Source organism: Polaromonas sp. P4_F9, assembly GCF_056401235.1.
On record NZ_JBFUJT010000048.1, the window covers coordinates 1 to 12539 of the forward strand.

Genomic DNA, 12539 nt, shown 5'->3' on the forward strand with positions numbered 1-12539 from the left:
GCCGCCATCAACAAGGACCCCGAGGCACCGATTTTCAGCGTGGCTGATTACGGGCTGGAGGCCGACTTGTTCGTGGCTGTGCCCGAGCTGGTCGCAGCTTTGTGACCCCTTAACTCCCTCCYCCGCTGGGGGAGGGCAGGGGTGGGGGTAGTGCGACGCCAGGCCCCCATCCCAACCTTCTCCCAGCGGGGGAAGGGGAAAAAACGGAGACAAAAAATGAGCTATATCGCCCCTCTCAAGGACATGCTGTTCGACATCAAGCACTTGGCCCGCATCGACCAGGTCGCGCAAATGCCCGGCTTTGAAGACGCCGGATTCGAGACGGCGCAGGCGGTGCTTGAGGAGTGCGCCAAGTTCAACCAGGACGTGCTGTCGCCGCTGAACTGGGAGGGCGACAAAAATCCTTCGAGCTGGAAAGATGGCGTGGTCACCACCACCCCTGGCTTCAAGCAGGCCTTCAAGCAATACGCGGAAGGTGGCTGGCAGGGCCTGCAGCATCCGGCCGAGTATGGCGGCCAGGGCCTGCCCAAGACCATAGGTGCGGCCTGTGGCGAGATGCTCAATTCGGCCAACATGAGTTTTGCCTTGTGCCCGCTGCTCAGTGACGGCGCCATCGAAGCCCTGCTGACAGCCGGCTCCGATGAGTTGAAGGCGACCTACCTTGAAAAGCTGGTCAGCGGACAGTGGACCGGCACCATGAACCTGACCGAGCCGCAGGCGGGCTCTGACCTCGCCATGGTGCGCAGCCGCGCCGAACCGCAGCCCGATGGCATCTACAAGGTGTTCGGCACCAAGATATTCATCACTTATGGTGAGCACGACATGGCCGAGAACATCGTGCACCTGGTGCTGGCGCGCGTGACCGGCGCTCCCGAGGGCGTGAAGGGCATCAGCCTGTTTGTCGTGCCCAAGTTCCTGGTCAATAAAGACGGCTCGCTGGGTGCGCGCAACGACGTGCATTGCGTCAGCATCGAGCACAAGCTGGGCATCAAGGCCTCGCCCACAGCGGTGCTGCAGTATGGCGACCACGGCGGCGCCGTCGGCTACCTCGTCGGTGAAGAAAACCGCGGGCTTGAGTACATGTTCATCATGATGAATGCGGCGCGCTATGCCGTCGGCATGCAGGGCATTGCCGTGGCCGAGCGTGCCTACCAGAAGGCGGTGAGCTTTGCCCGGGAGCGGGTGCAGAGCCGCCCCGTTGACGGATCGATCAAGGCCAGCGCGCCCATCATTCATCATCCCGACGTCAAACGCATGCTGATGACCATGCGCGCCTACATCGAAGGGTGCCGCGCCATGGCCGCTAGCGCCGCAGCGGCCTACGATGCATCGCACCACCATCCTGATGCCGAGGTGCGCAAGCAAAACCAGGCCTTCTACGAGTTCATGGTGCCGCTGGTCAAGGGCTACAGCACCGAGATGAGCCTGGAAGTTACCTCGCTGGGCGTGCAGGTCCACGGCGGCATGGGTTTCATCGAGGAAACCGGCGCCGCACAGTACATGCGCGATGCAAAAATCCTGACGATTTACGAAGGCACGACGGCCATCCAGGCCAACGACCTGATTGGCCGCAAGACTTCGCGCGATGGCGGCCAGACAGCCAAGGCGATTGCCAAGCAGATTGAAGCGACCGAAAACGAACTGATCCGGCAGGGCAATGCCGACGCGGTGGCGGTGGCCAGGCGACTGAAGGCCGCCCGGGAAGCATTTGTGGATGTGGTCGAGTTTGTCGCGGGCAACACCAAGGCCAGCCCGAACGCTGTTTTTGCCGGTAGCGTTCCCTACCTCATGCTGGCAGGCAATGTGGTGGCCGGCTGGCAGATGGCACGTTCGCTGCTGGTGGCCCAGGAGCAGCTTGCCCAGGGAGTGGACGCCGATTTCATGAAGGCCAAGATCACCACCGCCCGTTTTTACGCCGACCACCTGCTGACCAAGGCTCCGGGTGTGCGCGACAGCATTGTGGAAGGTGCGGACTGCGTGACTGCGCTGGCGCTGGAAGCGTTTTAAAACCTCAATCACCTCAATCGCTATTACGGCATTACGCTATTAATGTGATAGCTGCCTGCGTCCATTTTCAATGGGCCAGAGAACTATCTTTAAACATTTCTGCCTCACTGACCTGTTGAAAGACGCCATGTCCAGACTTCCCGCGCCGCTGAATAATCTGCCGCTGCCCATCATCGGCTCGCCGCTGTTCATCATCAGCAACCCCAAGCTGGTGATCGAGCAATGCAAGGCCGGCGTGGTGGGCGCCATGCCCGCGCTCAATGCACGTCCTGCCGCGCAGCTCGAGGACTGGCTGGCGGAGATCACCGAGACCCTGGCGGCGTATAACAAGGCGAATCCTGACAAGCCTGCCGCGCCGTTTGCGATCAACCAGATCGTGCACAAGTCCAACGACCGGCTGGAGCACGACATGGCGCTGTGCGTGAAGTACAAGGTGCCCATCTACATCACCAGCCTGGGCGCGCGCGAAGACATCAACGCCGCGGCCCACAGCTACGGCGGTGTGGTGCTGCACGACATCATCAACAACAAGCATGCGCGCAAGGCGATTGAAAAAGGTGCGGATGGCCTGATTGCCGTGGCGGCCGGCGCCGGTGGTCATGCGGGCGTCAAGAGCCCGTTCGCCCTGATCCAGGAAATACGGCAGTGGTTTGACGGCCCGCTGGCGCTGTCGGGCTCCATCTCCACCGGTGGCGCGGTGCTGGCCGCGCGCGCCATGGGCGCCGATTTTGCGTACATCGGTTCGGCGTTTATCGCCACGGAAGAAGCCCGCGCCTCCGATGCCTACAAGCAGGCGATCGTCGAAGGAAATTCCGATGACATTATTTACAGCAACCTCTTTACCGGCGTACACGGCAACTACCTTGCCCCATCGATCCGGGCTGCGGGCATGGACCCCGCGAACCTGCCCGAGAGCGATGCGAGCAAGATGAACTTTGGCGGCGACAAGTCCAAGGCCTGGAAGGACATCTGGGGTTGCGGCCAGGGCATCGGACCGGTCAGCAAAGTACAGAGCGCCGCCGCTTTCGTCGCCCAGCTCAAGCGCGAGTACGAAGACGCGCGCATCCGGCTGGCGCTCTAGTCCCCGTCACGCTCGCTGGCGTTCATCCCGGCCTTCATGCGTTCAACCGACCAGCGTCTGCACGGTATTGATACCCTCAAGGGCATCGCCTGCGCCCTCATCGTCTGGCACCATCTGGCTTTTTATGGGCCGATGTCGGACGTGGTTCATGCCGTTGTGCCGGGCCTGACGGGCTGGCTTTACGACTATGGCCGCATGGCCGTGCAGGTGTTTCTGGTGGTGGGCGGCTTTCTGGCTGCCAGTTCGCTGGCACCTGAGGGCGGGGCGGCTTTCACGCAACCAGGCCGGCTGATGCTTCGCCGATACCGCCGGCTGGTGCCGCCCTATTTGGTGGCGCTTGCCGTGTGCGTGCTGGTGGCCGCGCTGGTGCGGCCGTGGTTTGCGCACCCGTCTGTGCCTGCTGCGCCGACTTTGCTGCAGGTCGTTGCCCACGTACTGCTGCTGCAGGATGTACTGGGCCAGGAGGCCCTGTCGGCCGGTGTCTGGTATGTGGCGATCGATTTTCAGCTGTTCGTCACCAGCGTGATGATTTTTGCTTTCGCACGCAAGCTGCAGCAGCGCTGGCCGCAGGTGCCGGCGCAGCTCGGCGTGGGCCTGATGCTGTCGCTGGCCGCGGCATCGCTGTTCTTCTTCAATCGCCATTCCGGGCTGGACGTCACAGCGCTGTATTTTCTCGGCTCTTACGCCCTGGGTATGCTGGCTTTCTGGGCGTCGCGGGCGGCAGGCAAGGCCCAACGGGTGCAGTGGCTGCTGGCCATTGCCCTGTTCGGTGTGGCGGCTTTGCTGCTTGATTTCAGGGGCCGGATTGCCCTGGCGCTGGTGGTGGCGTTGGGCCTGGTGTGGCTACAAAAAAGCGCTGTCGCACGGCAATGGCGGGAGCCCCGCTGGCTGGTGAAACTCGGCCAGATCTCGTACTTCGTGTTTCTGATTCACTTCCCGGTGTGCCTGCTGGTCAATGCCGTCGTGGGTTTTTTCTGGCCCACCCAATTGATTGCCAACGCGCTGGGCTTGCTGGCCGCCTTCCTGCTGTCCCTGCTGGCGGGCGCGGTGCTTTACAGAAGCGTTGAATCCCGGCAATTGCCTGCACGCAGCGCGGCCAAGGCGCGACTTCTCTCGCCGTGATACCCGCACCTGAGGATTTTGTTGTCACTCCTCAACTCAGTGCGTGCGCTGTGCCTTTCTTGCTCCCTCGCCCTTTGGGAGAGGGTTGGGGTGAGGGCCCGCGGTGTATAAAAAACCGCAGTCTTTCGCATCTGTCGCAGCCGCCATCCCAGCCCCACGTGTTGCAGTGAGACACTGCGGCTCTTCGCCCCGTCCAGGTCCGCAATCAAATCAATAGCGTTTCAGGCCTTCCGCTCAACGCCTGAACATGTCCAGCTTCAATTCAGAGGGCTCGCCCAGCCAGGAGGCATGGGTCGTGTGATCGGCCAGGTTATCGCCCGTGACGCCATGCACGAACACATCAAGCCCGTTGCGGTGTTGCTCCAGCCACGGGATCAGGCGCTCAAACTGGACGCGGTCAAATGCCAGCTGGCAGCTCCAGTGCGGGTGCGGCCCAATCTCACGTTCATGCACACGGCCGACAGCCACCCCGAACAGCTCACCTGCCTGCTCGCACAACGCGCAGGCCTGCGCCACGGTGGCGGGGCCAAAATAAACATGGGCGTGGTAGCGGTCGTGGACGTTTTCGGGGCGCTTGGTCATGGGATGGATGGCCGAAAGTGAATGCATGGGCGATTGTCCTGTCATCCGTTTTCCCCGCCGCGACCGCGGGGTTTACAGGCCCGCCAGAAAGGTCATCTCGGGCAGGTGCGCGGACGGATCTTGCTGCCGGGCCTGCGCGTGGGTTTTTTTCACGAGTTGCCGGCAGTGGTCGAGGTCCGTCACTTGAAAAAGAAACAAAACCTCGGCGGGATCTTCGGCATTTTGCCAAAGGTGCTCCAGGTACATGCCCTGCTCGGCATGGCTGGCTGCATCCTTGTCGAGCTGCGCCTTCACATCCGCCAGTCGGGCGCCGCGCAGTTTTGCCAGTACATGAGCCATGTGAACCTCCGGTACAAATCAGCATTATGAAACCGTGCCAGGCGGGCTGCAGGCCGCTTGCCGGATGGCGGAGTATTCAATATACTGTACATAAACACAGTATTTATCCAGCTACCCAAGTTCTTGTTTATTGACACCAAAAGCACGGCCAGCCAGGCCGTTTGAGTCCCATGACCGAGGTCAAAATCCCCCTCCATGCCATCAAGGGCCGGGGCAGCGCCACGCGCATTGCACACCGGTTCGAGAAAAATGCGCGCGAGGCCTACGACGATGGCTGGGGCACCCTGCAAGATGTGACGGGCGATGTGATCGGCGAGGTTCCGCGTATTGAGACGGAAGTGATGATGGAAGACGCCCGCAGCGCCATTTCGCACAACGACTCTCCCGACATCTTCTTCGACTACGGCCTGAACCCCTACCGGGGCTGCGAGCATGGCTGCGTCTATTGCTATGCGCGGCCCACGCACAGCTATCTCAACCTTTCGCCCGGCCTGGACTTTGAGACGAAGATCATTGCCAAGCGCAACATTGCCGCGGTGCTGCGCGCCGACCTCGGCAAACGAAGCTACGTGCCCAAACTGCTCAACATCGGTTCGGCGACAGACTGCTACCAGCCCGTGGAGCGCGAACTGCGGCTCACACGAGGCGTGATCGAAGTCCTGCAGGAGGCGCGCCATCCGTTTTCACTGGTCACCAAATCCAGCGGTGTCGAACGCGACCTCGATTTGATCGTGCCCATGGCGGCCGATCGGCTGGCTGCCGTCTATGTGACCATCACCACGCTGGACGGCGAACTGGCACGCAAGCTGGAGCCGCGCGCCGCAGCGCCACACCGCCGGCTGCGGACCATCGAGAGGCTCGCCGCCGAAGGCGTGCCGGTGGGCGTGAGCGTGGCGCCGCAGATTCCCTTTGTCAATGACGACATGGAGCAGGTGCTCACGGCCGCCTGGGATGCGGGCGCGCGCACGGCGTTCTACACCGTCATTCGCCTGCCCTGGGAGGTCGCGCCTATCTTCAAGGAGTGGCTGGAGTTGCACTACCCGCAGCGCGCTGCGCGCATCATGGCGCGCATCCACGAGATGCGCGGCGGCAAGGACTATGACAGCGATTTTGCTTCGCGCATGAAGGGTGCGGGCCTGTGGGCCGACCTGATACGCCAGCGTTTTGAGAAAACCTGCGGCCGGCTGGGCTTTAACCGCCAGCGCATTGAACTGGATTTGAGCCAGTTCAGGCCGCCGGGGGCGGCGGGGCAGGGCAGCCTGTTTTGAGGCGGCTCGCCGGCAATTCGGTGCGCGGGCTATAGTCCAAAAAGGGTCTAAAAAGCAGCGTGTGTTTGGCCGACCTGGCCTGCAGGTCACGCCATACCGTTTGAAAGTAAGAGGAGTTCACCTTGGCGCTCGAGTGGAAGTATTCATCGGAAGGCATGCTTGGGGAGGACTGGGAAGCGCTCTCCAACCTTTACCGGGTGGCGCCTCTGGGCGACAAGCAGCCGGCCGACCTTTAGGTCGTGTTTTCCAACAGCATGTTCAAGTGCTTTGTGTATGACGCCGGCACGCTGATTGCCGCCGGCCGCGCCGTGGCGGACGGCAAGGACTGCTCTTACATCTGCGACATCGCGGTGGCGCCGGAGCGGCAGGGTTCCGGCTTGGGCAAAGAGATGGTTGCGGCGCTGGTGCGGCTTTCCAAAGGCCACAAGAAAATCATCCTGTACGCAGTGCCGGGCAAGGAGCCCTTTTATCGCAAGCTCGGTTTCAGGCGCATGGCGACGGCCATGGCCATTTTTGCGAACCAGGAACAGGCGCTCAAGGACGGTTTGCTCAATGAAACCTGAAAGCGCATTGCCGGGCAGTACCCCGACAAGCTGGCGCATGTTGTGATGTGACACGAGACGTGGAGAGCATTCGAATCCTTGTCAGCCTTCACGACCAGGCACTGCGCCTCTACTGTGGCGGCGTGCTTGTGCGCGCGTATCCGGTATCGACCGCCAGGAACGGCCCCGGCGAACTGGAAGGCAGCGCCTGCACGCCGCGGGGCGCTCACGTCATTCGGGCAAAGATAGGCGCGGGCTGCGAGGCAGGGACGGTTTTTGTCGCACGCAGACCCACGGGGGAGATGTTTTCAGCGGGGCTGGCCGAGGCGAATCCGGACAGGGACTGGATCCTGACCCGCATTCTCTGGCTCTGCGGCCGCGAGCCGGGCAAGAACCGCTTTGGCGCGGTCGACACCATGCGCCGGTACATCTACATCCACGGATGCCCGGACGGCCTGCCCATGGGCGAGCCCTTGTCTCACGGCTGCGTGCGCATGAGAAACGCGGACATCGTGGAGCTGTTCGACCTCGTGGAGCCCGGCACCGAGGTATGGATTCAGGCCGGGCCGGCTGCTGATGCCGATCCGCCCGGCATCCCGGCGCCACGCTAGCGCAAATAGCTGCGGTTCAGCCGCACTTCCAGYTTTTTCTGCAGCGTTTCAAACGATGCGCTCATGGCCCAGTAAATCGCRGCCGCCGCCAGGTACAGCGGGAAGGCTGGAAGGTGGTGGCAATGACTTCCTTGGTGGCCAGCATCAGTTCACCCGCACCGTCCGGAACGTAAAAGAGATGCCGACAACCAGAAAGGCCGCGATATGCCAGGCACGCACGGAAGTAGTTCTTATGATTTTTGATTGTTTTCTTGGGGTGAGACTCGTAGCACGCTCATTGGCGCCAGGGCGTCAAGTGACGCTCAGCCCAGGCCAGTGCTCCATAAAGACCTAACCCCATGAAAGCAAGGACGACCACCGCCGCAAAAACACGGGGCGTATCAAAAGTGCCTTGGGCGCTCAGGATGACATAGCCAAGGCCTCGCTGGGAAGCCACGAATTCACCGACGATCGCACCAACCAATGCCAGAGAGATGGCAACCTTCATACCCGCAAGAATGGACGGAAGTGCACCTGGCAAGCGAACCTTGAAAAAGAAATCCGTCTTGGAGCCTTTGAGCACACGCCCAAGATCGAGCACGTCGTTAGGAACCGATCGCAGTCCGTGCATCGCATCAACGATGACAGCAAAGACAGCGATAAGAAACGCGATTGCAATCTTGGGTTCGGAGCCCGTCCCAAGCCAGATAACGAACAGTGGCGCAATCGCAACCTTCGGAACGCTATTGAGGCCAATGATCAACGGATAAACCGTGTGCTCAAACAGTTTTGAGCCAACCAGCATCGTCGCAAGCAGCACGCCGATGACTGCTGCCAAGACGAATCCGGCGAGCGTCGTGAGCAGGGTATAGGCTGCATGGTCAAGGTAGAAACTCCACTCGCCGAATAGCTCGCTCATTACAGCGCTGGGCGGCGGAAGGGTAACTGGGCGCACGTGCAGAACACGTACGAGTACCTCCCACACGACCAGGAATACGATCAGCGAGAGTGAGCCCAGGATCCACTGCTGAGCTGCGTGTGTTTTTTTTGTGCTCATGCTGCGACCGCCTCGTTGACTTGTCCAGGCTCTTCGTTGATAAGCCCCATTTCATGAAAGAGTGCGCGGATGCGGTTGGTGTATTTGCCGAACTCAGGCGTCTCGCGCACCGCCAGCTTTCGAGGCCTCGGAAGGTCGATTTCAATGATGTCCGCAATTCGACCCGGTCTCGGCGAGAACACCACGACACGGTCTGCCAGGTATACGGCTTCTGCGATGCCATGAGTCACGAACACCACGGTATTGCGTGTCTCAAGCCATATGCGCTGCAACTCAGCGTTCATCTGGTCGCGCGTCAGCGCGTCAAGCGCACCAAAAGGCTCATCCATCAGCAGCAAGCTAGGTTGATCGATCAATGCCCTGCAGATCGCAGCGCGTTGGCGCATGCCTCCGGACAGTTCCCGTGGGTATTTGGAACCGAAATCTGTCAGGCCCACGAGCTTCAGCAAATCGCGCATTGGCTGCTTGTAGTTTGCGACTGGCTTTCTCGCGAACTCGATGGGAAGCATGATGTTGCGCTCGATGGTTCTCCATTCGAGCAGGGCGTCGCGCTGGAAAACCATGCCGACGTGATCCGGCGGGCCGGAAATCTCTCGGCTGTCCGCCTTCAGGCTACCGGAGGAGATGTCTTCAAGGCCTGCGATGCAGCGCAGGAAGGTGCTCTTTCCGCAGCCGCTGGGGCCAAGAATGCTGACGAATTCGCCAGGCCGGATGTCGAGCGAAATCCCGTCCAGGGCCGTAAGTGGCGTCTCGCCCCCGTAAACCTTGCGGACGTCGACTGAGGTGATCGTTGATGCGCTCACTTCGGCACCCCCGCAGCAGCACGCACCAGGCCGGGTGCAAAGAATTCGTTGCCGTCCTTGATCGACTTGATCAGTCCGACGTCCGTGAGCGTCTTGACCGCAACGGTAAAGTCCGCAGCAACAGGCGCGCCAAGCATTTGACCTGCAGGAACTGGAAGTTGGAAGAAGCCCTTGAGCGCATCGATCTGTGCCCGCAGAATCGCCTTGTCAAGCTTGGCTTGCGGCCGCTGCGCGACGATGGCGTCGACGGCTTCGGACTCGTGGCCGTTGTAGATGTATTGCCATGAAGCGGCAACGATGCTTGCAAACTTGGCGATCGGTTCGCGTTTGGCAGCCAGCTTCGATTCAGTCGCGAAAAGTCCGAAGCTTGGCATGTTCAAGTTGTAGTCTGCAAATCGGATCGCATCGGAGGCACGCGTTTGCGACACAACAGGCAGAAAGAACGGAATGGTCGAAAACGCAGCGTCTGCTCGTCCGGCGGCATAAGTGGCGGCCTTGCCTGCCGCGTCGACGTTGACCAGTTCCAAGTCGCTTCGCTTCAGTCCGCCTGACGCAAGGAAAGCGTCGATGAAAGGAGCTTCGAGGGACCCAGCGGTGAATGCGACCTTCTTGCCCTTGAGATCTTTGGGTCCCTTGATGCCGGCGTCTTTCGGAACCAGCAAGCCGATGTCGCTCAAACGAGCGAAGACGGCGACTGCCTTTACCGGCAGGCCCTTGTCACGGGCAATCATCATTGATGCAAGGGCCGCATGTCCCACATCAAACTGGTCGCCGCCGCCAACGATCTGGACGGTCGTCACTGAGCCGTTGCCGTCTTCGAGCGTGACGTCAAGGCCAGAAGCGGCGAACCATCCCTTTTGCTGGGCGAGATGCATGGCGGCCTGAACGCCCCAAGGCGTCCAGTCCATCCGGACCTTGAGCTTTTCGGAGCTCTGGGCCAGCGCGCCCACTGAAAGAGTGAGGCCAAGACAGCCGACGGTAAGACTGCCGATCAGGCGAGAAAGGAAGCGGTTCATAGCAATTCTCCAGTAAGAAATAAGAAAAGAAGCCAGGCTCGACCCCGGACGATCGCGTCAAGCCGGAACGGGAACTACGTTGTTTGGCTCAGTCGCCACGGCCGAACAACCGCTTGATGCGGGACCATATCACGCTCACGCCAAGGCTGAACGCATTGAGCTTTGCCGGCGGCAGGGGGAGGTCTGACGAGCGATTCGGATTCATGCGAAGCGTTACGTTCTTGCCGAATTCCTGAATCAGGCGACCGACAAAGTCTTTAACGAGACCAGTGCGCGAGAATTGAGCTAAGGGGCCCTGCAGCGAATAGAGAAGATCGACCTCAACCTTGGTGGAGTTCGCGTCAATCTCGACCATGCGGTAGGACACATCGCCATTTGCTCGGGACTTGCTGATGGAGTCCTGGCCGGCGCCCTTGAGAATGGCGGAGCGCGCCCGGTCGTTGCGGTCCAGACGTGCGGCGCCGTTGAAACTGGCCGACATCGGGCCGAACTTGATTGCCACGCGGCCTTTGACTCGATCACCAACGTGCTCCGTCAGTTCCGCCCCTGGCAGGCACCCGGCTACGGCAGGGAGGTCTGCCATGAACTTCCAGACGGCGTCGGCGGGATAGGGAACCTTGAAGCTGCCTTGTATGCTGGTGCCGCCCTTGACCGCGGTGGCGTTGTCGTCGGCGGCTGCCTGTTTTTCCGCGACCACTGCCACCTTGCCGATGTCAGTTGCTTTGAATGTTTGAAAGCCAACCGCTCCCCCTGCTGCGACCGTGACATCCTTGAAGACCTTGGCGGTTGCTGCTCGAAGTTTCGAAACCGCGGGGACAGCGTCGTCGCGACATTGCTTCAAGACATCCATGACTGCATTCACGATGCCCATGTAGCCAGTGCATCGGCAAAGGTTCCCGGAAAGCTCTACGCGGATTAGGTCCTCGTCGGCGTTGGGAAAGCGCAGCACGATGTCGCGCGCGGTCGCCAGCATTCCTGGCGTGCAGAAGCCGCACTGGAGGCCATGGTGACGCGAGAATGCGGGCCGCAGCAGCGCCATGATCGCGTCGTCGTCGTAACCTTCGACCGTTGTGACTTTCTTGCGGTCGCAGGCAACTGCAAACGTGATGCAGGAGCGAACAGGCTGGCCGTCGACCAGGAGTGTGCAGGCGCCGCATACTCCGTGCTCACAGCCCAAGTGGGTTCCGGTCTGACGGCCTTCGTCGCGAACGAAGTCCGCCAGGTGCATGCGCGACGGCACGTCGCGGCTGACCGTTCTATTGTTGATCTCGATGGCGATTACCGTCATTGCGCTTTCTCCTTGCCCAACACTTGTTCCAGACAGCGCAGCACAGCGGCCGTCATCAATTTTCGGTCTATGGCGTCTTTGCCTGGCGCGGCGGCCTCCAGGGCCTTGCCGATGTCGGCACGCGTCGGAATGGCCCCCGACTCGGCGACCGCAGCGGCGATAGACGGCAGCGCCTGCGGCGCACCGTCCAGCGCGCCGACCACCACGCGCGCGAATCCTCGACGCGGATCAAAAACAGCGCAGCAACTGGCTTCGGCGAATTCGCCCGTCTTGCGGCAGAACTTCGCATAGCCCCAGCGGGCGTTGTCCCCCAGCTCGGGCACATGGATCGCGCTGATCAGTTCGCCCTCGGCGACATCGGTGGTGTAGGCCCCAAGCATGAAGCGCTCCATAGGGACCATGCGCTTGTTTCCAGACGACACCAGCTCCAATTGCGCGGCCAGCGCCGTCATGGTCAGCACCCAGTCCGCAGCCGGATCGGCGTGCGCCAGACTTCCGGCCACGGTGCCGCGGTTGCGGATAGCGCGGTAGGCAATGCCTGCCGCCACGGTCTGAAGAAGGGTTCCACGCAGCAGCGGGAACATGCCATCTTCGATCTCGGCGTGGGTCACGGCACCCCCGATCCGGATTACGCCGCCAGACATCGTGACACCGCGCATCTCGGGCAGCGCCGTGCAATCCACGACCACCTTGGGTCTTGCGAGCCGGAGGTTGAGCATGGGCCCCAATGACTGGCTCCCACCCATGACCTTGACTGCGCCTTGCCCCTCGGCCAGACGCTGGAGTCCTTCCTTCAATGTCGAAGGACGGACATACTCAAATAAAGCAGCTTTCATCGTTGATT

Annotated in this window: 13 protein-coding genes and 2 pseudogenes; 7 read left to right on the forward strand and 8 right to left on the reverse strand. The window is 61.2% G+C overall.

The genetic code is table 11. The features are described 5' to 3' along the window. The 4 genes and pseudogenes from AC1DUB_RS26430 to AC1DUB_RS26445 all read left to right on the forward strand — a co-directional run. Window positions 1-105, forward strand: a pseudogene (locus AC1DUB_RS26430) (electron transfer flavoprotein subunit alpha/FixB family protein); the annotation flags it as partial. Between the two features lie 111 nt (window positions 106-216). After that, window positions 217-2007: an acyl-CoA dehydrogenase C-terminal domain-containing protein gene (locus tag AC1DUB_RS26435; protein WP_477732073.1), complete on the forward strand. Its 1791-nt coding sequence runs from the start codon at window positions 217-219 to the stop codon at window positions 2005-2007. Window positions 2008-2134: 127 nt separating this feature from the next. Beyond that, window positions 2135-3088 (forward strand): NAD(P)H-dependent flavin oxidoreductase, encoded by a 954-nt coding sequence (locus tag AC1DUB_RS26440; protein WP_477732074.1) that lies wholly within the window; start codon window positions 2135-2137, stop codon window positions 3086-3088. A 36-nt stretch (window positions 3089-3124) separates the two neighbouring features. Then, window positions 3125-4210 carry an acyltransferase family protein gene (locus AC1DUB_RS26445; protein ID WP_477732075.1) on the forward strand — a complete coding sequence of 362 codons (1086 nt, stop codon included), beginning with the start codon at window positions 3125-3127 and terminating at the stop codon, window positions 4208-4210. A 234-nt stretch (window positions 4211-4444) separates the two neighbouring features. On the opposite strand, the gene AC1DUB_RS26450 is transcribed toward AC1DUB_RS26445, so the two are convergent. Together AC1DUB_RS26450 and AC1DUB_RS26455 are read right to left on the reverse strand one after the other, a co-directional pair. Beyond that, on the reverse strand, window positions 4445-4792 hold the full coding sequence (locus AC1DUB_RS26450) for a DOPA 4,5-dioxygenase family protein (protein WP_477732103.1): 348 nt from the start codon (window positions 4790-4792) through the stop codon (window positions 4445-4447). A gap of 72 nt (window positions 4793-4864) precedes the next feature. Further along, complete coding sequence (locus AC1DUB_RS26455) at window positions 4865-5131, reverse strand: hypothetical protein (protein WP_477732076.1); 267 nt, start codon at window positions 5129-5131, stop codon at window positions 4865-4867. A gap of 170 nt (window positions 5132-5301) precedes the next feature. Between AC1DUB_RS26455 and AC1DUB_RS26460 the strand changes: the two genes are divergently transcribed. The 3 genes from AC1DUB_RS26460 to AC1DUB_RS26470 all read left to right on the forward strand — a co-directional run bounded on the left by AC1DUB_RS26460 (window position 5302) and on the right by AC1DUB_RS26470 (window position 7552). Then, window positions 5302-6399, forward strand: coding sequence for a PA0069 family radical SAM protein (locus tag AC1DUB_RS26460; protein WP_477732077.1), 1098 nt, complete (start codon window positions 5302-5304; stop codon window positions 6397-6399). A 239-nt stretch (window positions 6400-6638) separates the two neighbouring features. Then, the gene (locus tag AC1DUB_RS26465) at window positions 6639-6962 is read left to right on the forward strand and encodes a GNAT family N-acetyltransferase (RefSeq protein ID WP_477732078.1); all 324 of its coding nucleotides are present in this window, start codon (window positions 6639-6641) and stop codon (window positions 6960-6962) included. 59 nt (window positions 6963-7021) lie between these two features. Continuing rightward, window positions 7022-7552, forward strand: a complete 531-nt coding sequence (locus AC1DUB_RS26470; RefSeq protein WP_477732079.1) for a L,D-transpeptidase family protein — start codon at window positions 7022-7024, stop codon at window positions 7550-7552. Here AC1DUB_RS26470 and AC1DUB_RS26475 read toward each other — a convergent pair. The 6 genes and pseudogenes from AC1DUB_RS26475 to AC1DUB_RS26500 all read right to left on the reverse strand — a co-directional run. After that, a pseudogene (locus AC1DUB_RS26475) lies at window positions 7549-7703 on the reverse strand (ABC transporter permease); the annotation flags it as partial. The gene AC1DUB_RS26470 and the pseudogene AC1DUB_RS26475 sit on opposite strands and share 4 nt — an antisense overlap. Before the next feature lie 123 nt (window positions 7704-7826). Further along, window positions 7827-8588 carry an ABC transporter permease gene (locus tag AC1DUB_RS26480; RefSeq protein ID WP_477732080.1) on the reverse strand — a complete coding sequence of 254 codons (762 nt, stop codon included), beginning with the start codon at window positions 8586-8588 and terminating at the stop codon, window positions 7827-7829. Next, window positions 8585-9391, reverse strand: a complete 807-nt coding sequence (locus tag AC1DUB_RS26485) for an ABC transporter ATP-binding protein (protein WP_477732081.1) — start codon at window positions 9389-9391, stop codon at window positions 8585-8587. The genes AC1DUB_RS26480 and AC1DUB_RS26485 overlap by 4 nt, the downstream gene beginning before the upstream one ends. Then, a complete protein-coding gene (locus AC1DUB_RS26490) occupies window positions 9388-10407 on the reverse strand; it encodes an ABC transporter substrate-binding protein (protein ID WP_477732082.1) in 1020 nt (339 codons plus the stop codon). The genes AC1DUB_RS26485 and AC1DUB_RS26490 overlap by 4 nt, the downstream gene beginning before the upstream one ends. Before the next feature lie 88 nt (window positions 10408-10495). Then, window positions 10496-11695 (reverse strand): xanthine dehydrogenase family Fe-S subunit, encoded by a 1200-nt coding sequence (locus AC1DUB_RS26495; RefSeq protein WP_477732083.1) that lies wholly within the window; start codon window positions 11693-11695, stop codon window positions 10496-10498. Then, complete coding sequence (locus AC1DUB_RS26500; RefSeq protein ID WP_477732084.1) at window positions 11692-12531, reverse strand: FAD binding domain-containing protein; 840 nt, start codon at window positions 12529-12531, stop codon at window positions 11692-11694. Before AC1DUB_RS26500 ends, AC1DUB_RS26495 begins: the two co-directional genes overlap by 4 nt. Window positions 12532-12539: the final 8 nt, after the last annotated feature.

Excerpts from the sequence above, each read along its gene's own strand:
- AC1DUB_RS26435 (WP_477732073.1), top strand. The coding sequence starts at position 217 with ATGAGCTATATCGCCCCTCTCAAGGACATGCTGTTCGACATCAAGCAC.
- AC1DUB_RS26440 (WP_477732074.1), top strand. The coding sequence starts at position 2,135 with ATGTCCAGACTTCCCGCGCCGCTGAATAATCTGCCGCTGCCCATCATC.
- AC1DUB_RS26445 (WP_477732075.1), top strand. The coding sequence starts at position 3,125 with ATGCGTTCAACCGACCAGCGTCTGCACGGTATTGATACCCTCAAGGGC.
- AC1DUB_RS26450 (WP_477732103.1), bottom strand. The coding sequence starts at position 4,792 with ATGACCAAGCGCCCCGAAAACGTCCACGACCGCTACCACGCCCATGTT.
- AC1DUB_RS26455 (WP_477732076.1), bottom strand. The coding sequence starts at position 5,131 with ATGGCTCATGTACTGGCAAAACTGCGCGGCGCCCGACTGGCGGATGTG.
- AC1DUB_RS26460 (WP_477732077.1), top strand. The coding sequence starts at position 5,302 with ATGACCGAGGTCAAAATCCCCCTCCATGCCATCAAGGGCCGGGGCAGC.
- AC1DUB_RS26480 (WP_477732080.1), bottom strand. The coding sequence starts at position 8,588 with ATGAGCACAAAAAAAACACACGCAGCTCAGCAGTGGATCCTGGGCTCA.
- AC1DUB_RS26490 (WP_477732082.1), bottom strand. The coding sequence starts at position 10,407 with ATGAACCGCTTCCTTTCTCGCCTGATCGGCAGTCTTACCGTCGGCTGT.
- AC1DUB_RS26495 (WP_477732083.1), bottom strand. The coding sequence starts at position 11,695 with ATGACGGTAATCGCCATCGAGATCAACAATAGAACGGTCAGCCGCGAC.
- AC1DUB_RS26500 (WP_477732084.1), bottom strand. The coding sequence starts at position 12,531 with ATGAAAGCTGCTTTATTTGAGTATGTCCGTCCTTCGACATTGAAGGAA.